The organism is Sulfitobacter faviae (assembly GCF_029870955.1).
Classification (GTDB): domain Bacteria; phylum Pseudomonadota; class Alphaproteobacteria; order Rhodobacterales; family Rhodobacteraceae; genus Sulfitobacter; species Sulfitobacter faviae.
Map to the genome: position 1 here is coordinate 253,864 of NZ_PGFQ01000001.1, position 17,528 is coordinate 271,391.

The 17,528-nt window shown below is 62.7% G+C and carries 20 protein-coding genes and 1 tRNA gene; 11 read left to right on the forward strand and 10 right to left on the reverse strand.

Going from position 1 to position 17,528, the window contains the following annotated elements; all coding sequences use genetic code 11:
* The first annotated feature begins 58 nt into the window (after nt 1-58).
* From CUR85_RS01355 to CUR85_RS01370, 4 genes are read left to right on the forward strand one after another with little or no spacing between them, the layout of a single operon-like run.
* A complete protein-coding gene (locus tag CUR85_RS01355) occupies nt 59-1,063 on the forward strand; it encodes a ligase-associated DNA damage response exonuclease (protein WP_067262464.1) in 1,005 nt (334 codons plus the stop codon).
* On the forward strand, nt 1,060-2,658 hold the full coding sequence (locus tag CUR85_RS01360) for an ATP-dependent DNA ligase (RefSeq protein WP_067262461.1): 1,599 nt from the start codon (nt 1,060-1,062) through the stop codon (nt 2,656-2,658). Before CUR85_RS01355 ends, CUR85_RS01360 begins: the two co-directional genes overlap by 4 nt.
* 56 nt (nt 2,659-2,714) lie before the next feature.
* On the forward strand, nt 2,715-4,535 hold the full coding sequence (locus tag CUR85_RS01365; RefSeq protein WP_067262459.1) for a M3 family oligoendopeptidase: 1,821 nt from the start codon (nt 2,715-2,717) through the stop codon (nt 4,533-4,535).
* Nucleotides 4,536-4,552: 17 nt separating this feature from the next.
* Complete coding sequence (locus tag CUR85_RS01370) at nt 4,553-4,777, forward strand: hypothetical protein (protein WP_280321184.1); 225 nt, start codon at nt 4,553-4,555, stop codon at nt 4,775-4,777.
* Between the two features lie 2 nt (nt 4,778-4,779).
* On the opposite strand, the gene CUR85_RS01375 is transcribed toward CUR85_RS01370, so the two are convergent.
* The 3 genes from CUR85_RS01375 to CUR85_RS01385 form a co-directional block, all read right to left on the reverse strand.
* Nucleotides 4,780-5,049 (reverse strand): DksA/TraR family C4-type zinc finger protein, encoded by a 270-nt coding sequence (locus tag CUR85_RS01375; protein WP_067262455.1) that lies wholly within the window; start codon nt 5,047-5,049, stop codon nt 4,780-4,782.
* 166 nt (nt 5,050-5,215) lie between these two features.
* Nucleotides 5,216-5,602 (reverse strand): hypothetical protein, encoded by a 387-nt coding sequence (locus CUR85_RS01380; protein WP_136720437.1) that lies wholly within the window; start codon nt 5,600-5,602, stop codon nt 5,216-5,218.
* A 200-nt stretch (nt 5,603-5,802) separates the two neighbouring features.
* Nucleotides 5,803-6,279 carry a protein-tyrosine phosphatase family protein gene (locus tag CUR85_RS01385; protein ID WP_280321188.1) on the reverse strand — a complete coding sequence of 159 codons (477 nt, stop codon included), beginning with the start codon at nt 6,277-6,279 and terminating at the stop codon, nt 5,803-5,805.
* 170 nt (nt 6,280-6,449) lie between these two features.
* On the opposite strand from CUR85_RS01385, the gene CUR85_RS01390 reads away from it, so the two are divergent.
* A complete protein-coding gene (locus tag CUR85_RS01390) occupies nt 6,450-7,085 on the forward strand; it encodes a GntR family transcriptional regulator (RefSeq protein ID WP_067262447.1) in 636 nt (211 codons plus the stop codon).
* Nucleotides 7,086-7,141: 56 nt separating this feature from the next.
* Here CUR85_RS01390 and rpoH read toward each other — a convergent pair whose 3' ends face one another.
* Together rpoH and CUR85_RS01400 are read right to left on the reverse strand one after the other, a co-directional pair.
* Complete coding sequence (rpoH, locus tag CUR85_RS01395) at nt 7,142-8,038, reverse strand: RNA polymerase sigma factor RpoH (protein WP_067262445.1); 897 nt, start codon at nt 8,036-8,038, stop codon at nt 7,142-7,144.
* 173 nt (nt 8,039-8,211) lie between these two features.
* Nucleotides 8,212-9,258, reverse strand: coding sequence for an RluA family pseudouridine synthase (locus CUR85_RS01400; RefSeq protein WP_136720443.1), 1,047 nt, complete (start codon nt 9,256-9,258; stop codon nt 8,212-8,214).
* On the opposite strand from CUR85_RS01400, the gene CUR85_RS01405 reads away from it, so the two are divergent.
* Nucleotides 9,257-9,547, forward strand: a complete 291-nt coding sequence (locus tag CUR85_RS01405) for a DUF6476 family protein (RefSeq protein ID WP_067264838.1) — start codon at nt 9,257-9,259, stop codon at nt 9,545-9,547. The genes CUR85_RS01400 and CUR85_RS01405 overlap by 2 nt on opposite strands.
* On the opposite strand, the gene CUR85_RS01410 is transcribed toward CUR85_RS01405, so the two are convergent.
* On the reverse strand, nt 9,548-10,333 hold the full coding sequence (locus CUR85_RS01410; protein WP_067264836.1) for an inositol monophosphatase family protein: 786 nt from the start codon (nt 10,331-10,333) through the stop codon (nt 9,548-9,550).
* Between the two features lie 166 nt (nt 10,334-10,499).
* On the opposite strand from CUR85_RS01410, the gene CUR85_RS01415 reads away from it, so the two are divergent.
* Nucleotides 10,500-11,540, forward strand: a complete 1,041-nt coding sequence (locus CUR85_RS01415) for an NADP-dependent oxidoreductase (protein ID WP_067264833.1) — start codon at nt 10,500-10,502, stop codon at nt 11,538-11,540.
* A gap of 125 nt (nt 11,541-11,665) precedes the next feature.
* Here CUR85_RS01415 and CUR85_RS01420 read toward each other — a convergent pair whose 3' ends face one another.
* Nucleotides 11,666-12,571, reverse strand: a complete 906-nt coding sequence (locus tag CUR85_RS01420; RefSeq protein ID WP_067264831.1) for a LysR family transcriptional regulator — start codon at nt 12,569-12,571, stop codon at nt 11,666-11,668.
* 94 nt (nt 12,572-12,665) lie between these two features.
* Between CUR85_RS01420 and CUR85_RS01425 the strand changes: the two genes are divergently transcribed.
* On the forward strand, nt 12,666-13,532 hold the full coding sequence (locus CUR85_RS01425; protein WP_067264828.1) for a methylenetetrahydrofolate reductase: 867 nt from the start codon (nt 12,666-12,668) through the stop codon (nt 13,530-13,532).
* An 81-nt stretch (nt 13,533-13,613) separates the two neighbouring features.
* Nucleotides 13,614-14,096, forward strand: coding sequence for a PaaI family thioesterase (locus CUR85_RS01430; RefSeq protein ID WP_067264826.1), 483 nt, complete (start codon nt 13,614-13,616; stop codon nt 14,094-14,096).
* A 78-nt stretch (nt 14,097-14,174) separates the two neighbouring features.
* Here the strand turns inward: CUR85_RS01430 and CUR85_RS01435 are convergent, their stop codons facing one another.
* Complete coding sequence (locus CUR85_RS01435; RefSeq protein ID WP_067264824.1) at nt 14,175-14,630, reverse strand: PRC-barrel domain-containing protein; 456 nt, start codon at nt 14,628-14,630, stop codon at nt 14,175-14,177.
* 173 nt (nt 14,631-14,803) lie between these two features.
* Nucleotides 14,804-14,880, reverse strand: a tRNA-His gene (locus CUR85_RS01440).
* A gap of 339 nt (nt 14,881-15,219) precedes the next feature.
* Here CUR85_RS01440 and CUR85_RS01445 point away from each other — a divergent pair.
* Nucleotides 15,220-15,408 (forward strand): DUF6324 family protein, encoded by a 189-nt coding sequence (locus CUR85_RS01445; RefSeq protein WP_067264821.1) that lies wholly within the window; start codon nt 15,220-15,222, stop codon nt 15,406-15,408.
* A 61-nt stretch (nt 15,409-15,469) separates the two neighbouring features.
* Here CUR85_RS01445 and CUR85_RS01450 read toward each other — a convergent pair whose 3' ends face one another.
* Nucleotides 15,470-15,946 carry an MmcB family DNA repair protein gene (locus CUR85_RS01450; protein ID WP_231886367.1) on the reverse strand — a complete coding sequence of 159 codons (477 nt, stop codon included), beginning with the start codon at nt 15,944-15,946 and terminating at the stop codon, nt 15,470-15,472.
* An 89-nt stretch (nt 15,947-16,035) separates the two neighbouring features.
* Here CUR85_RS01450 and CUR85_RS01455 point away from each other — a divergent pair, with 89 nt between their 5' ends.
* Entirely contained in the window at nt 16,036-17,358 is a 1,323-nt protein-coding gene (locus tag CUR85_RS01455) for a hypothetical protein (RefSeq protein ID WP_067264819.1), read from the forward strand.
* The last annotated feature ends 170 nt before the right edge of the window (nt 17,359-17,528 follow it).

Consider the following 17,528-nt stretch of genomic DNA (forward strand, 5'->3'; position numbering starts at 1 on the left):
ACCCCGCGCCCGCGTCATTTTCCTGTGCAATCGGCCCGCGCCGCCTAGATTGCTTGGGATGACACGCGACCCCGTCCTCAGCTTCACCGAAAACGGCATCTACTGCGCCGCTGGTGACTTCTACATCGACCCTTGGCGCCCCGTCGCCCGGGCGCTGATCACCCATGGCCACGCCGACCATGCCCGTGACGGCATGGGCAGCTATCTGGCTACCCATGCCGCGCTCCCGGTGATGCGCCACCGGTTGGGCGAGATCGCCATCGAGGGCATCGCCTATGGCGAGACGCGCCAGATCGGCGGGGCCACGGTCTCTTTCCACCCCGCGGGCCATGTCCCCGGCAGCGCGCAGATCCGGGTGGAGGTCGGTGGCGAGGTCTGGGTTGCCTCGGGTGACTACAAGGTGATCGACGATGGCATGTCCGAGGCTTTCGAGCCGGTCCGCTGCCACCATTTCATTACTGAGAGCACCTTTGGCCTGCCGGTCTTCCGCTGGGCCCCACAGGCCGAGGTGGCCGCACAGATCAACGACTGGTGGGCGAGCTGCAAGGCGGCGGGCAAGACTGCCTTCCTCGGGGCCTATTCGCTGGGCAAAGCACAGCGGCTCCTGTCGATGCTCGACTCCGAAATCGGGCCGATCCTGACCCATACGGCGGTGGAGAACACCAACGAGGTGCTGCGCGGCCAAGGCATCGCGCTACCCGAGACCACGCTGGTCACGCCCGAACTGGCGCCTAAAGAACATCCCGGCGCGCTGGTGCTGGCCCCGCCCTCGGCACTTGGCAGCCAATGGGCGCGGCGGTTCGGCGCGCAGGAGAGCGCCTTCGCCTCGGGCTGGATGACGCTGCGCGGGGTGCGCAGGCGGCGTGCGGGGGACCGGGGGTTTGTCATTTCGGACCATGCGGATTGGCATGGGCTGCTCTGGGCGATCCGCGAGACCGGGGCGGAAAACATATATGTCACGCATGGTTACACGGATATCTTCACGCGATACCTGAACGATCAGGGCTGGAACGCCGAAGTCGTGCCCACCCAGTTCGAAGGCGACGGGGGCGACAGCGAATGAAGGATTTTGCCGCGCTTTTCAACGCCGTCGACCAGACCACCAAGACCACGGTGAAAGTGGCCGCGCTGGCCGAATATTTCACTACGGCCGCCGAGGGTGACCGCCTCTGGACCGTCGCGCTCTTCTCGGGCCGCCGCCCGAAACGCGCCGTGACAATCACGCGCCTGCGCGAATGGGCTTCCGAGGCCTCCGGCGTGCCGCTGTGGCTTTTCGAGGATAGCTACGCCATCGTCGGCGATCTGGCCGAGACCATCGCGCTGGTCCTGCCACCGGTGGAGAGCGAGGACACCGGCACGCTCACCTCGTGGATCAACGCCCTGCGCGGGTTGAAAGACGTCGACGACGCCGCGCGCAAGGAATTCGTGCTGTCGGCGTGGCAGCAACTCGGCGGCACCGAACGGTTCCTCTTTAACAAGCTCATCACCGGCGGCTTTCGCATCGGCATCAGCCAGAAGCTGATGACCCGCGCCCTCTCGCGCGCCACCGGGCGGCCCGAGGCGGAGATGGCGCACCGTCTGATGGGCAATTGGCACCCCGACGACGTCACATGGCACAGCCTGATCGAGGCCGAAGACGCCAGCGCCGACGCCTCGCGCCCCTACCCCTTCTACCTCGCCTATGCGCTGGAGGACGGGCCGGAAGGCTTGGGCGAACCTGAGGACTGGCGGGCGGAGTGGAAATGGGACGGCATCCGGGGCCAGCTCATCCTGCGCGACGGCGACTATTTCGTCTGGTCGCGCGGCGAGGAGTTGATGACGGACCGTTTCCCCGAATTGGCCCGCGCCGCCGATCACCTGCCCCCGGGCACGGTGCTCGACGGCGAATTGCTGGTATGGCAGGCGGGCGCGGAATTCCCCTCCTCCTTCAATGCTTTGCAAGCCCGCATCGGACGCAAAACGGTGCCGAAGAAGCTGCTGACGGAAGCCCCTGTCGTGCTGCACGCCTACGACCTGCTGGAATGGCAGGGCGAAGACATCCGCGACCGCCCCTTTGCCGAGCGCCGCGCCCTGCTGGAAGAGGCCGCCGCCGATCTGTCTGAAGACGCACCCGTGCGCCTCTCGCCCCAACACCAGTTCACCGACTGGGCCGAATTGGCCACCCTGCGCGAAACGGCGCGTGAGGCGCAGGCCGAGGGGCTGATGCTGAAACGCGCGGACAGCCCCTATCTTTCGGGCCGCAAGAAGGGCGACTGGTGGAAATGGAAGCTCGACCCGCTGACCATCGACGCGGTGATGATCTACGCGCAATCAGGCTCGGGCCGCCGCGCGAACCTCTTTACCGATTTCACCTTCGCGGTCTGGAACGGCAACGATCTGGTGCCCTTCACCAAGGCCTACTCCGGCCTCACCGATGCCGAGTTCCGCCAGATCACCGCATGGGTGCGCAAGAACACGCAGCAGCGCTTCGGCCCCGTGCGGCAGGTTACGCCGCACCACGTCTTCGAGATCGCCTTCGAGGGCATCCAGCCCAGCCCGCGCCATAAATCCGGCGTCGCCCTGCGCTTTCCGCGGATGCTGCGCTGGCGCAAGGACAAGCCCCTGCAAGAGGCCAACACCCTCGACGATCTGAAAGAAATGCTGCGCATCTACGGATAGGTTGTTCCGGCCCGCCCGGAGGCATAGATGTGACGAAACGCAAATGAGGTACACCGATGTTTCAGCTTCCCTTCCCGCTTCACGATGCCAACGCCAGCGCCGGGGGCAAAGACCTTGGCGATCTGCCGGAATGGGATCTGAGCGATCTCTACACCAGTGAAGACGCGCCCGAATTGAAACGCGACCTCGACTGGCTGGAGGAAGCCTGCGCCAGCTTCGCCGCCGATTACGAAGGCAATCTGGCCACGCTGGATGCCAAGGGTCTGCTCGACTGCGTGCTGCGCAACGAGAAAATCAATCAGGTCGCCGGGCGCATCATGTCCTTCGCGGGCCTACGCTACTACCAGCAGACCACCGACGCGGGCCGGGCCAAGTTCATGTCCGACATGCAGGAGAAAATCACAGACTACACCACGCCGCTGGTCTTCTTCACGCTGGAGCTCAACAAGCTGCCCGACGATCACCTCGCCAAACTGCTGGATGAGAACCCCGACCTCGCGCGCTACAAGCCCGTCTTCGACCGCATCCGCGCGATGAAGCCCTACCAACTGTCGGACGAGATGGAGAAGTTCCTGCATGACCTTGGCGTCGTCGGCGACGCATGGGAGCGGATGTTCGACGAGACCATCGCCGGGCTGGAGTTCGAGGTCGATGGCGAGACGCTCAACATCGAAGGCACGCTGAACCTGCTGACCGACCCCGACCGCGCCAAGCGCGAGGCGGGTGCGCGGGAACTGGCCAATGTGCTGGGCCGCAACATCCGCACCTTCGCCCGGGTGCACAACACGCAAGTGAAGGAGAAAGAGGTCATCGACCGCTGGCGCGGTATGGAGACGCCGCAGACGGGCCGTCACCTCAGCAACCACGTGGAGCCCGAGGTCGTCGAGGCGCTGCGTAACGCGGTGGTCGAAGCCTATCCGAAGCTGAGCCACCGGTATTATGAGCTCAAGCGCAAGTGGCTGGGCCTTGACGTGATGCAGGTCTGGGACCGCAACGCGCCGCTGCCGATGGAAGACCCCAAGGTGGTCGACTGGGCACAGGCCGAAGCGACCGTGATGGAGGCCTACAACGCCTTCGATCCGCGCATGGGCGAATTGGCCAAGCCGTTCTTTACCAAGGGCTGGATCGACGCGGGCGTGAAGCCGGGCAAGGCGCCCGGGGCCTTCGCGCATCCCACCGTGACGGACGTGCACCCCTACGTGATGCTGAACTACCTCGGCAAACCGCGCGACGTGATGACGCTCGCGCATGAGCTGGGCCACGGCGTGCACCAGGTGCTGGCCGCCGATCAGGGCGAAATGCTGTCTTCAACGCCGCTGACACTGGCCGAAACCGCTTCGGTCTTCGGCGAGATGCTGACCTTCCGCAAGATGCTCGACAAGGCCCAGACCCAAGCCGAGCGCAAGGTGCTGCTGGCCGGCAAGGTCGAGGACATGATCAACACGGTCGTGCGCCAGATCGCCTTTTATGACTTCGAGTGCAAACTGCACGAAGCGCGCCGCGGCGGGGAGCTGACACCCGACGACATCAACGCGCTGTGGATGAGCGTTCAGGCCGAGAGCCTCGGGCCGGCATTCGAGTACATGGAGGGCTACGAGACCTTCTGGGCCTATATCCCGCATTTCGTGCATTCGCCCTTCTACGTCTATGCCTATGCCTTTGGCGACGGCCTCGTGAACGCGCTCTACGCTGTCTACGCGGAAGGCGAAGAAGGCTTTGAAGAGAAGTATTTCGACATGCTGAAAGCGGGCGGATCGAAGCACCACAAAGAACTGCTCGCCCCCTTTGGCCTTGATGCCAGCGACCCGGCATTCTGGGACAAGGGCCTGTCGATGATCTCTGACATGATCGACGAATTGGAAGCGATGGAGGACTGATGTCCCGCGCCGAGCGCATGAAAGAAAGGTTCGCCCCCTTCTTTGTCTGGATTCAGCGGCGGGTGCCGCCCGGATTTAGATTTGCGCTCGGCCTGCTGCTCATCTGTGGCGGCATCCTCGGGTTCTTGCCGATCCTCGGCTTCTGGATGCTGCCGCTTGGCCTCATGGTGGCGGCGATGGATGTGCGGCTATTTCGGCGCTGGCGCTCTCTTCGCCGCAGACGGCGGGCAGAACGGCCTTGAGGTCACTTCAATTGGCTGTCTTTCGAGCCCCGCCGATTGATCCCACCGCGCATCTGCGCCTGCCCGTCTCGTTCCCGCACGCAGTCGATACAAAGCTTTACCCCCGGCAGCGCCATGCGCCGCGCCTCTGGAATCGGCTCTTCGCATTCCGCGCAATGGGTGCGGCTCTCGCCCACCGGCGCGCGGCGCGCTTTCAGCCGCGCCAATTCGTCGGAAATGGAGGCTTCGATCTGCTCGCTCACCGCGCCATCGCGCGTCCATCCGCCTGCCATGTTGCGCCCTCCTCATGCGGTTCACTTCATAGATATGGGGCGCAGCGGCGGCTTGTCACGGCTTCACCCGGGATATGTCCCCCGCCCCAAGGGTTATTAAATGGGGTCGCGCAGACAAAAAAACACCCCCAAAAGGGGGTGCAGTTGCTAGGCATTGGGCTGTGAGTCAAGCAGCACGCAGGGTCGTATCTCCTCCATTCAAGCGGTTTAGCAGAGTGGACAGGGTGACGGCGCTTTGAATGAGCCGTCGGCGAAGCTCTTGTCGCTGGCCGGCAGGGCGCAGCGGAACGTTGGTGCGCAGGTAGACCCTTTGCGGCATGGCGGCGGGATGGCAGGTATAGGTCACTTCAACCATCGCCTCGACCCGGCCAAAGTCGCGGGCATACTGTACACTGTGAAATCGGGCGTCGCAGATGGTAAGTGTGACGGGGCATTCATCGGACGGGTGACCAAGGGTGACGGGATCATAGCTGCGTTTGCGGCGGAGAATGTCACCTGCATTGAGGGACGTGATGGGGCCGAGTGTTTCTGGCGCGGTGGAGCGGCTTGGCATATCTGATCCTCTTCCTAATCGTCTGGTCGCTTATCTTCCCTTTCTATGGGCCTTTGCGTTCCCTGAGGTGCCGCTTTTGCCCAACCTGTATACATGTTGTCGGGCCCAATTGTGGCGTAAATGTGGCAACAACTTGCCGACAATGGGGCAAACGTATAATTCGCCAAACTTTTTTCACATTTCCTATGCGAAGGGGAGGTTTACCTCTCCTTTTCGACCTCTAGCAGCCAGTTCTCCTGAAGCTGGGTTTCGATCGCTTCAGGGAAATGACTGCGCACCAAGGCGATGGCTTCCGCAGCGGGCATTCCGGCCCCAATCAGCAACCATGCCGCGATCAGCCCACTGCGCCCCGCGCCGTATTGGCAGGAAAGGGCAACCGTCTCTCCCGCCTCTAGCGCCGCCTCGAAACGCACCCGGTGTGCAGGCCATTCGGCTAGGAATCTGTCGCAAGGGACGTTGAAATCTTCGATCGGCGCGAAGGAGAGCCTTAAACCAAGAGACTGTGAAGTCTTTAAAATCAGGGGAAAAGCTCCGTCAGGAAGCTCGACCTCCTCGGTAAGAACCAACAACTCACGCGCCCCAGCCGCGCGCAGGCCTTCCAAGGTTTCCCGCATCTGTTGAGGATCGAGGTAAGCGCTGCCATCCACATGGGTCAACAGCCCCGGAAAACCCGTCATCGCCAGATGCCCGCCGCGGGGGTGGGGATAACGGCGCGTATCGAGGTCGCTTCAGGATCGAAAAAAGGCACATCACGAGACATAAAAACATCCATAGAATTTGAGTAACGGCAACGTCACCTGTATACATGTTAAATAGGTAAAATCGAATAGACGAAGGATGCCGGGCAATGTCTAACCAAGTCAAATCCAGCGCGGCGATTGCAGAGGCGCTTCGGACGGACATCTGCCTGAACCGCAATATCGCCGACGGCATGCTGCATGAGGTGGCCCTCGCCCAGCGTTTCGGCGTGTCCCGCACGCCCATCCGGCAAGCGTTGCAACGTTTGGCCTACGAACGCATGATCGCCGTGAAGTCCGGCGTGGGGTCTGTCGTGACCCCTTTGGACGCGCCCATGCGCGCGGATGACATACGCGCGGCTGGGGCGATCATCGAAGCTGCTGGCAAATGTGCAGTGCTCTCCCCCGCCCCACCGGCGCATTTCATGTCACTCGCCGGGATACTGGGCATGATGGACCTCGCCCCGCTGGACAATGCCGAGGCCTTTTTCGACATCCGCGCCCGGCTTTTGAACGCCCTATCGGAAATGATCGAGAACCCGATCCTCAGCGACGCCTTTCGCGCGGCCTATTGGCGGCTGATCAGGTGGTCCCTGCGTGATTTCGACACCGCGCCGGAACCTCAGATCGCGCATCTGCGGACGGTGCTGCAAGCCGCTGCCCGGGCGATGCAGTCGGGCACGATCGCCGCCTGTTTTGAAGAAGTCGCAAGGCTCGAAAGCCAGCTCATCGAACCCCAAATTTAATAGAGAAAAGCCCCGCTCCATAGAAGCGGGGCCCTCTGCATCATCGGGATCAGCCGTTAGCTGGCCGCCAACATGCCCTTTTCCTTCGCCAAGTCGCGCATCCGCTTTTGCAGCTTCTCGAAGGCCCGCACTTCGATCTGGCGGATCCGCTCGCGGCTGACATCGTATTGCGCCGAGAGGTCTTCCAGCGTGACTGTCTCGTCCGACAGGCGACGCTGGGTCAGAATGTCCTTCTCGCGCTCGTTCAGCACGTCCAAAGCCTCTGCCAGCATCTCACGCCGGGTTTCCAGCTCGTCACGCTCGGCATAGTCGCCGGCTTGGTCGGCGTCTTCATCCTCCAACCAATCTTGCCACTGCATCGTGCCTTCGCCTTCGGACCCGACAGTCGCGTTGAGCGAGGCATCCCCGCCCGACATCCGCCGGTTCATGGAGACGACCTCATCCTCGGTCACGCCGAGTTGCGTCGCGATCTCTTTCACGTTTTCGGGGCGCAGATCGCCCTCTTCCAGCGCGCCAATCTTGTTCTTGGCCTTACGCAGGTTGAAGAACAGCTTTTTCTGACCCGAGGTCGTGCCGAGCTTAACCAGCGACCACGACCGCAGAATATATTCCTGAATGGAGGCGCGGATCCACCACATCGCATAGGTGGCAAGGCGGAAGCCCTTCTCTGGATCGAAACGTTTCACCGCCTGCATCAGGCCGACGTTCGCCTCCGAGATCACCTCGGACTGCGGCAATCCATAGCCGCGGTAGCCCATCGCGATCTTCGCCGCGAGGCGCAGGTGAGAGGTAACCATCTTATGCGCAGCTTCGGTGTCTTGCTCTTCGACCCAGCGTTTGGCCAGCATGTATTCTTCCTCAGGCTCCAGCAGCGGGAACTTGCGGATCTCTTGCATATAGCGGTTCAGCCCGCCTTCGGGCGTTGGTGCGGGCAGATTTGCATAATTTGCCATGTCTTGTCCCTTTCCCCAGTTTAATCGGGGCCTATGTTATTTCGCTTAACATGCAATATGGGCGGCCCCCTTCGTGCTTTCAAGACAGAAGCATTCACGCTTTTGTTCATGTCTGCACAGTTTCTGTGAACAAAACGTAACCGATCCTTAGGCGGTTCCGCGGGGTGGCGGGGTCACGCCGATGGGGCGGTGGGGCCGTCGCGCAGCAGGTCCAGCAGGGCGGCCATATCGGGCGGCAGCGGTGCTTCGAAACGCAGGTTCTCACCAGTCACCGGATGTTCGAACCCCAGAACGGCGGCGTGCAGCGCTTGGCGGGGGAAGGCGCGGATTGCTTCGGCGGTGGCCTCAGGCAAGGCCGACTTGGCCAGCTTGCGCCGCCCGCCATAGGTGGCATCCCCCACCAGCCCATGGCCCGCGTGGGACATATGCACGCGGATTTGGTGCGTGCGACCCGTCTCAAGCCAGCATTCCAGCAGCGCCAGCCCGGGCGGGGTGCCGAAACGCTCGACCGTGCGGGCGCGGGTCACCGCGTGCCGCCCGCCTTGAAACAGCACCGCCTGCCGCTGGCGGTCGGTCTTGTGCCGCGCCAGTTGGGTGGTCATCCGCAGGATATTCCCCGCCTCGAAGGACGCGCCTTTGACGCCCCGCAGGCGCGGGTCATTGGCATCCGGCACCCCATAGACGAGGGTCTGGTAATAACGCTCTACGGTATGTTTCTCGAACTGGGCCGCCAGCCCGTGATGCGCAGCATCAGATTTGGCGACGACGAGCAGGCCGGTGGTATCCTTGTCAATCCGGTGCACGATGCCGGGCCGCTTCATTCCGCCCACGCCTGAGAGGTCATCACCGCAATGCGCCAGCAATGCATTAACGAGGGTGCCGGAAGGCGAGCCGGGCGCAGGATGCACCACCATGCCCGCAGGTTTGTCGATCACGATCAGATCGTCGTCCTCGAACACCACCGACAGCGGGATGTCCTCGGGCAGGATGTGGCTTTCCGCCGCTTCTTCAACCGTGATCTGCACCGCCTGCCCTTCGGCGACTTTGGCGCGGGGGTCTTGGACCACGACACCGTCGAGCGTCACCGCGCCCTCGGTGATCAAACGGCCCAAACGGGTGCGCGACAGGTTCGCTTCCTCTGGCACATCGCGGGCCAGCGCCTTATCAAGACGGGCGGGCGGGCTATCGTTCAGAATGAAATCAATGCGGCGGTGAGACATGGACACGGACAACCCTGATGAACCGACGAACCTGCGGTTTCTGCGGCGGATGGTGACGGTCTTGACCGTCGTGATGATTGGCGGGGTTCTAGTGCTGATCTTCGTGCTTGTCACCCGCCTGAGCGATCAGGGCCCGACCATGCCGCGCAGCATCACCCTGCCCGATGGCAGCAGCGCCCAAGCGTTCACGCAAGGCCGCGGCTGGTATGCGGTGGTGACGGATGCGGATGAGATCCTGATCTTTGACCAGTTGACCGGCGCATTGCGCCAGACGGTCGTGATCGAGTGATCAGCCGCGGATCGTCTTGGCGAAGGTCGAATAGATCGGCTCGTTCGCGCAGATGATCTCACCATGTTGCAGGATGTTGCGCTCAGGGCGGATCGGCTCGACAAGGCCACCGGCCTCTTTAACGATCAACATGCCCGCGGCCACATCCCAAGGCTTCAGACGACGCTCCCAGAAGCCATCGTAACGGCCCGAGGCGACATAGGCCAGATCGAGCGATGCCGCGCCCCAGCGGCGCACACCGGCGCAGACGGGCAGCAAGCGGCCCAAATCCTTGAGCGTTTCAGGCAGATCGGCACGGCCCCCGAAAGGCAGCCCTGTGGCAAAGATCGACTCGATCATACGGTGACGGCCAGAAACCCGCAGGCGGCCTTCGTTCATCCAAGCGCCGGTGCCCTTCTCGGCAAAGAACATCTCGTCTTTGGCAGGGTCAAAAACCACACCGGCGACGATCTCGCCCTTATGCTCCAGCGCGATAGAGATGGCCCAATGCGGCAGACCGTGCAGAAAGTTCGTCGTGCCATCCAGCGGGTCGACGATCCAGCGACGGGTCGGGTCTTGGCCCTCTTCCTCGCCCCCCTCTTCGGCCAGCCAGCCATAGGTCGGGCGCGCGCCCATCAGGTCGTCTTTGATAATCTTCTCGGCGCCAATGTCGGCTTTGGTCACGAAATCGCCCGCACCCTTGACCGAGACCTGAAGGTTCTCGACCTCGCGGAAATCCTTGACCAATGCACGCCCCGCTTTGCGTGCCGCCTTGATCATGATGTTGAGATTCGCACTGCCGATCATTGTTCGCGCCCTTTGATGGATAAGGCGGGACGTATAGGGCGCAAGAGCGCAATTGCCAAGGGGCAGAAACCTGCACCGCTTATTGATTCTTGCGCACCTCACGGGTTGCATTCAGGGCGCGAGGGAACACCTTGGACGCTGTAGCAACCAGCACGAAGGAAACCCCATGTCCGACCAGATGCAGAGAATCGTCCTCGCCTCCCGCCCCGATGGCGCACCGACGCCCGAGAACTTCCGCCTAGAAAGCGCGGATATCCCGCAGCCGGGCGATGGCGAAATTCTGGTCGAAGTGCATTACATGTCGCTCGACCCATACATGCGGGGCCGGATGGACGATGCGAAATCCTATGCCGAACCTGTGCCGATCGGCGGGCTGATGGAAGGCGGCAGCGTGGGCAAGGTGATCGCCTCGAATGACCCAAGCTTTGCCGAGGGCGATTTTGCCTTTGGCGCCTTCGGCTGGGCCACCCATGGCGTCGCCCCGGCGAAACAGTGTCAGAAGGTCGATGCCGAAGGCGTGCCGATCACCGCCTCCCTCGGCGTGCTGGGCATGCCCGGCCTGACCGGTTGGTACGGTTTGAACGACATCGGCCAGCCGAAAGAAGGCGAGACCCTCGTCGTGGCCGCGGCCACCGGCCCCGTCGGCTCGATCGTGGGGCAATTGGCCAAGGCCAAAGGGCTGCGCACCGTGGGCATCGCAGGCGGCGCCGAGAAATGCGAGATCGCCACCCGCGATTTCGGCTTTGACGTCTGCCTTGATCACCGCGCCTATGACGATGCCAAATCCCTGCGCGCCGCCCTGAAAGAGGCCGCGCCGGATGGCATTGATATCTATTACGAAAACGTCGGCGGCAAGGTGCTGGACGCGGTGCTGCCGCTGATGAACCCCCATGGCCGGATCCCGCTTTGCGGCATGATCGCGTGGTATAACGCGGGCGCGCTGGGTGCCGATGCCGAAGGCGCTGGCCTCACCGCGCCGCGGCTGTGGCGCACGATTTTGGTGAACTTCCTCACCGTGCGCGGCTTCATCATCTCGAACCACTGGGACCAGATGCCGAAGTTCCAGCGCGAAGTGGCGCCGATGGTCGCCGATGGCCGCGTGAAGGTGAAAGAGGACATCACCGAAGGGCTGGAGAATGCACCGCAGGCCTTCATCGACATGCTGAATGGCGGGAACACGGGCAAGGCCATCGTTAAGGTGAAGTAAGCTTTGGAATGCGTCGTTCGGCCTTGTAGAACGGCGCGTTCACCCACCCGGCCCGGCGTCAAGCCGCAGACGCCGGGCCATCGCCTGCCCGTCCTCCGGGTAGGCGATGGCCCTCGGTACCCCGCTTAGGCCCGCTGCAACTTCCGCGCCTCCTGCCCGGCCAGCTTTAGCAACTCATCCATGAACGGCTTGCCCAGATCATCCCGCCGCACTGCCGCATAAAGCCGTCGCGTGATCCCCTCGGACGTCAAAGGCCGCGTCACGTAATCGGAGGAGTATTTCACCTCCCGCACCACCCAATCCGGCAGGACCGAGACCCCGCGGTTGGACGCCACCAGCAACAGGATTACCGCCGTCAGTTCCACCTGCCGGATCGTCGCAGGCTCGACCTTGGCGGGGATCAACAACTGGCTGAACACGTCCAGCCGGGTCCGCTCCACTGGATAGGTAATCAGCGTCTCCCCGCGAAAATCAGCCGCCTCGACAAAGGGCTTCTCCGCCAAAGGGTGGTTCTGCGAGGCCACGAAAACTGGATTGTAATCAAAGAGTTCGACAAATTCGACGCCCGGCAATTCCTCAGGGTCCGAGGAGACCACCAAATCAACCTCTTCCCGCAAAAGCGCGGGCAGCGCGTCGAAGGCGAGACCGGGGCGGATATCGACGTCCACATCCGGCCAATGGCGGCGGAACTGCTCCAACACTGGGAAGAGCCACTCGAAACAGGCATGACATTCGATCGCAATGTGCATCCGCCCCGTGCTGCCCGCCCGCAGGCCCGAAAACTCGTCCTGCAAGGCTTCGACCTGCGGCAAGACCTGCTGCGCGAGCTTTAACAACCGCTGCCCGGCAGGCGACAGCTTCAACGGTTTCGAGCGCCGCACAAAGAGTTCGACCCCCGCCTGATCCTCCAACCCCTTCACCTGATGACTCAACGCCGATTGCGTGATATTCATCTGATCCGCCGCGCGGGCCAAGCCGCCCGCCTCGTGGATGGCCTTGATTGTGCGCAGGTGACGGAACTCAATGTGCATTTGAGGCATTACTCATGTTCAAGATGAATGTTATGAGTTTGTCTCACAAGCCTAGATGTGAGACAAGACGTGAAACCGCCAAAAGGATCTCTCAATGACCACGCCTGCCGTTTCCTTCGAAGTCTTCCCGCCCCGCACCGTCGGCGCGGCGTTCAAACTGTGGGATGCGGCGCAGGCATTGGCCCCGCTGGCGCCGCGCTTCTTTTCCGTCACCTACGGCGCGGGCGGCACCACGCGCGATCTCACCCATGATTCGGCGCATGTGCTGCACCGCACCTCGGGCCTGCCCGTCGCAGGCCACCTGACCTGCGTCGGCGCCAGCCGGGCGGAGACGCTCGACGTGGCCGATAAATTCGCCGAAGCGGGCATCAAAGACATCGTCGCCCTGCGCGGCGACCCGCAAGCGGGCACCGACAAGTTCGTACCCCACCCCGAAGGCTTCGCCGACAGCTGCGAGCTGATCGAGGCGCTGGCGAAAACCGGCAAATTCACAATCCGCGTCGGCGCCTACCCCGACCCGCACCCCGAGGCGGCGGATCAGCAGGCCAATATCGACTGGCTGAAACGCAAGTTCGACGCGGGCGCGGATGAGGCGCTGACCCAGTTCTTCTTTGAGGCGGAGACCTTCCTGCGTTTCCGCGACGCCTGCGTAAAAGCGGGCATCGACAAGCCGATCACGCCGGGCATCCTGCCGGTGGTGAACTGGACTTCAGCCCGTAAATTCGCCGTCAAATGCGGCACGCCGGTCCCGGAATGGGTCGACCAAGCCTATGAGGCCGCGATCCGCGATGACCGGCACGATCTGCTGGCCCAAGCCATGTGCACCGAACTGTGCAGCGAGTTGATCGACGAAGGCGTGGATGCGCTGCATTTCTACACGCTCAACCGCGCGGAACTCACCCGCGATGTCTGCCGCGCCATCGGTGTGACCCCGCAGGTCGATCTCTCGGACGTCGCGTAAGCGCTGTCCCTCCGGCAGGGGGGCTTGCCCCTGCCCCGCGCGGGCGTATCCTCCGGCGAAATTCACTTGCCGGAGAAGACCATGCCCCGCATCGCCCAAAGCCCTGCTGACCTTTTGTCCCAATCCGAAGCGCTCAAGCTTTCGGGGCTGGAGTTCATGCAGGCCATTCTCGACGGCACCAACCCCGGGCCGCCCATCGGCCAGACCATGGGCTATGCGCTGCATTCGGTCGAAGAGGGCCGCATCGTCTTTCGCGGCGCACCGAGCTTTGCCATGACAAACCCGATGGGCACGGTGCACGGCGGCTGGTACGGGACGCTGCTCGATTCAGCGATGGCCTGCGCGGTGATGACGAAAATCCCCCGCGGCTCGGTCTATACCACTTTGGAATACAAGATAAATATCCTGCGCGGCCTGCCTTTGGGGATGGAGATCGACTGTATCGGGGTGACCGATCACGTGGGCCGTTCGACCGGTGTCGCACATGGCGAGATTCGCGGCGTCGAGGATGGCAAACACTACGCCACAGGTTCCACCACTTGCATCGTGATGAAGCTGGCCTAAGCCCATTCACGAAGAACCCCGGCGCGGAAAGCTCCACGCCGGGGTCCAAGAATTCAACTTAAGCGTTAACCGTCTAAATTAGTCCCAGAAGCCTTCGTCAACGCCGGGCAGTGCTTCGAGTTCTTCTTCGCTCAGACGCGTGACATAGGCGTAGGTCTGGTCATCGACGGCCACGAGGTTCACATCGGGTGTCGAGATCATGACGTGTTTGTCACCGATATCGAGGAAACCGCCCACTTCGGCCACGATGCCGACCATCTGACCGTTTTTGGACAGAACGATGTCTTCGATCTCACCGATCTCGTTCCAGTCGGCGCCGATTTCATTATAGGCCGTATTGGGGCTCCATTCGTCGCCGGCTTCGTTGAGGGTGTAGATCTCACCGCCAGTGATATCGCGCGAGCGGATCAGATCGCCGCGCATTTCGTTCATCTGCATGCTGTCGACGTTGGAATAGTCGGTCATATGCGTTTCAGCGAAAGCGGCGGTGCCTGCGAGTGTCAGGGCAAAGGTGCTGGCTGTAAGCGTTTTCATGTCTCTCTCCTCTTCGTTATTTTCTATGGTCACAACGAAAGCTCGGACAGAACGTTCCAGAAAATCTAAAATTTACGATGGGTTACGGTGCCAGCGCGCTGGCAGCATCATGCGGCGCGCCGCGCAACCCAGCCGTTCGCCCCAGGGCGCAGATAGAATGAAATTGGGGGGGGTGGTACCACCTCCTGGTCTCGAACCAGGGACCTCTTGATCCACAATCAAGCGCTCTAACCAACTGAGCTAAGGCGGCACTGGGGCGGATTTAGCGCCCGTGGCGGAGGAATGCAAGACCTCAAAGTCAGAAGAAATGCCGGTTTCCGTCAGATTTTTCGCGCGCCCGGTGTCATCGGCACTCCTGCGGGAAACGCGGGTGGATGACGCGGCGATTCCGCCCGCGGTCTCCAAGCTGCGCGTCGCGGCAATCTCCCGATCCGCCAGACCGGCACCCCACCCTCTTGCAGAACGGTGATGACCCATCCGCCACCTAAGGCCAACGCGCCCCCTCTGCCCTGCGTCGCAACCCGCCAAGATATCTTGCCTTTCCGCCCATGCCGCGCTAGCGATAAGCCCCACCAAACCGGAGGCTCCCATGGGCATCGACACCGAACGCGACATCGAAGCAAACCTGCAAATCGGCCCGACAGACAAGGGCATGGTCCGCCTTTTCGTCGAAGGCGGCGGCGTTGAAATTCCGATGGATTTCACCCCGGAAGAAGCCCGCGAAATCGCGGAAGAGATTATGGCCGCCGCAAACCGCGCGGGCAAACAAAAGCGCTAAGCCGCCTAAAAGCGGGTTCGCCACGCCTTAGGGATATGCGCGAACAACCTCCGTCCCCCTTTCAAGACCAGTTCGGCGCCATGTCGGGATCGCGTAGACGATGCAGGCGCCGGGCGGCATGGGTCGCGAATTTCTGCACCATCACCTTGCGCCGGGCGGGCGCAAGCTTGGTCTCATCGCACATCCTCACAATCTCGGCCCCATAGGCGTCACCGATGATGAGGCCGCTTTCCTCGGGCAGCAGTTCTACCGGGAAATCACTGTCCACGGCCCAAAAGAACCGGTCGGCCCATTCCAAATAGCCCTCCCATTTTGCGTCGCCCATGAAGTCGGCGCGACTGGATTTGCATTCGACGATCCAAATCTCCCCCTTCGGGCCAAGCGCCATCACGTCGACCCGCAAACCGCGCGTCGGCACAAGCTCCTCGACCGAGGCGAACCCAAGATCGGCCAGATGCCGCATCACCCCCCGCGCCAGTAATTGGCCGGGTTGGAGCTGTCGTATGTCATTCTCCATCATGGCGACAAATATGAACATTTGATGAACATCCACAAGGGGCAGCACCGGAAAGTTTGGTAATTTCCCCGCGACCCCCTATCTTCACCCCAGCAAAGCGAGGGAGGCCCATGGCACAACGCGAACCGATGAGTGAGACGCAGGCGCGCGGGGTGCGTTACGCCCGTGAATTGGAGGGCCATCTGACATGGCTCGATACATTCTCGGGCACAGCGCTTGGCGTTCTGGCCGTGGCCTCGGGCATTTACACCTATCTTGGCGTCTCGTCGCTGCTGGATGACAACGGCGCCATGTCGGCCTTTGCCGCGATCGCCTATTCGGTGGCGGTCTCGGTAGGGATTTTCGTCTTCTGGTCCTATCTGCTGAGGCTCTTCCCCGCTGTGCGCACCACGCGCGCGCGGATGGGGCTTTTGGGGGCCATGGGGCTCGGCTCCGTCGCGATCATCGCGATGTCAAGCTGGCTGAACGCCGCCGCGCTCGCCGGATCGGCGGCGGTGGAGCAGCATCTGGCCGAGACGGTGCAAGATTACCAAGGCGCGTTGGAGCGCACACACGAGATTGCCTTGTCCGCTCAAGGGCTTGAGCGGGACGTGGCGCGGGTCAGACAGAGCTTTGAGGACCTGAGCGAGCAAGAGGCGGCTGGCAGCCTGTCGGGCCTTGCGGGGCGCGGCGCGGTGTTCCGGGTGCTGCGGCAGAAATCGGCGGAACTGGGCGCGCTGGAGGCGCAGATCGCCACCCAGACCCCGCTGGTGAATGACGCCTTCGCCGAGGGGAACCAGATCCTCAGCCGGATGCGCGCCCTGACGGTAGAGCCCGGCCCGGTTCAGGCGCGCTCGGTCGAGTTTTCCGAACAGGCCGTGCGGCTTGCAGGTCTGATCACCCGGCTACGGCAGCTTTCCGTGGCCCCGCTGGTGGAACGCGCAGCGCAGGATTTGGCGGCCTCCGTCGTGCTGCCTGAGCTTGACGGCAGCAACGAAGAACAACGCGGCGCGCAAGGGGCGACAATCACCTCGGTTCTTGAGGTGCTGGCACAGCGTGCAGCGACATTGGAGCGCGCGGCGCAGGATGTGCAGGCCATGCCACCCGCTGCCGACACGACCTATACGCCGATCTCCAGCGCCGATGCGGTGATCCTCTACGCGCGCAATTTCGTGCCCTCCTGGGCCGGGGCCATCGCGATTGACCTGTTGCCCGCCGTTCTGGTGCTGATCCTCTCCATCACACAAGGGGCGATCCGCTCCGGCCGTGAAGGGGCCGCGGTCGAAGACACGCTGACCCTTGCAGAACTGCGCGCCGCGCTGGCCGCCGTGCGTGATGTTGATGTGGCGATGCAGGAAAGCCCCGCCCACAAACGCCCCGCCGCCGAAGCGCCGCGCGCGGATGCGACCGATGAACCGGCCCCCGGCCCCGTCACATCGATCAAAAGCACATGAGCGAGGAGACCCACCGGAGGCCGAAGCCCCCACCGGAAGCCGATTGTCGGGCGGGTGCTGATCGGCGTACTGATCTTTCAACTTGGCCTTGCGGTGCTGCTGTTCTGGGGGATTTGGGCGCAGGGCTGCGCCTGCCGGGCTTCGGCCCGCGCGCCCCGGAACTGACCGAG

Excerpts from the sequence above, each read along its gene's own strand:
- rpoH (WP_067262445.1), bottom strand. The coding sequence starts at position 8,038 with ATGGCAAATTATGCAAATCTGCCCGCACCAACGCCCGAAGGCGGGCTG.
- CUR85_RS01405 (WP_067264838.1), top strand. The coding sequence starts at position 9,257 with ATGGACACGGACAACCCTGATGAACCGACGAACCTGCGGTTTCTGCGG.
- CUR85_RS01365 (WP_067262459.1), top strand. The coding sequence starts at position 2,715 with ATGTTTCAGCTTCCCTTCCCGCTTCACGATGCCAACGCCAGCGCCGGG.
- CUR85_RS01445 (WP_067264821.1), top strand. The coding sequence starts at position 15,220 with ATGGGCATCGACACCGAACGCGACATCGAAGCAAACCTGCAAATCGGC.
- CUR85_RS01390 (WP_067262447.1), top strand. The coding sequence starts at position 6,450 with ATGTCTAACCAAGTCAAATCCAGCGCGGCGATTGCAGAGGCGCTTCGG.
- CUR85_RS01400 (WP_136720443.1), bottom strand. The coding sequence starts at position 9,258 with ATGTCTCACCGCCGCATTGATTTCATTCTGAACGATAGCCCGCCCGCC.
- CUR85_RS01425 (WP_067264828.1), top strand. The coding sequence starts at position 12,666 with ATGACCACGCCTGCCGTTTCCTTCGAAGTCTTCCCGCCCCGCACCGTC.
- CUR85_RS01420 (WP_067264831.1), bottom strand. The coding sequence starts at position 12,571 with ATGCACATTGAGTTCCGTCACCTGCGCACAATCAAGGCCATCCACGAG.
- CUR85_RS01375 (WP_067262455.1), bottom strand. The coding sequence starts at position 5,049 with ATGGCAGGCGGATGGACGCGCGATGGCGCGGTGAGCGAGCAGATCGAA.
- CUR85_RS01410 (WP_067264836.1), bottom strand. The coding sequence starts at position 10,333 with ATGATCGGCAGTGCGAATCTCAACATCATGATCAAGGCGGCACGCAAA.
- CUR85_RS01385 (WP_280321188.1), bottom strand. The coding sequence starts at position 6,279 with ATGACGGGTTTTCCGGGGCTGTTGACCCATGTGGATGGCAGCGCTTAC.
- CUR85_RS01415 (WP_067264833.1), top strand. The coding sequence starts at position 10,500 with ATGTCCGACCAGATGCAGAGAATCGTCCTCGCCTCCCGCCCCGATGGC.
- CUR85_RS01450 (WP_231886367.1), bottom strand. The coding sequence starts at position 15,946 with ATGTTCATATTTGTCGCCATGATGGAGAATGACATACGACAGCTCCAA.
- CUR85_RS01360 (WP_067262461.1), top strand. The coding sequence starts at position 1,060 with ATGAAGGATTTTGCCGCGCTTTTCAACGCCGTCGACCAGACCACCAAG.
- CUR85_RS01430 (WP_067264826.1), top strand. The coding sequence starts at position 13,614 with ATGCCCCGCATCGCCCAAAGCCCTGCTGACCTTTTGTCCCAATCCGAA.
- CUR85_RS01370 (WP_280321184.1), top strand. The coding sequence starts at position 4,553 with ATGAAAGAAAGGTTCGCCCCCTTCTTTGTCTGGATTCAGCGGCGGGTG.
- CUR85_RS01355 (WP_067262464.1), top strand. The coding sequence starts at position 59 with ATGACACGCGACCCCGTCCTCAGCTTCACCGAAAACGGCATCTACTGC.
- CUR85_RS01435 (WP_067264824.1), bottom strand. The coding sequence starts at position 14,630 with ATGAAAACGCTTACAGCCAGCACCTTTGCCCTGACACTCGCAGGCACC.
- CUR85_RS01455 (WP_067264819.1), top strand. The coding sequence starts at position 16,036 with ATGGCACAACGCGAACCGATGAGTGAGACGCAGGCGCGCGGGGTGCGT.
- CUR85_RS01380 (WP_136720437.1), bottom strand. The coding sequence starts at position 5,602 with ATGCCAAGCCGCTCCACCGCGCCAGAAACACTCGGCCCCATCACGTCC.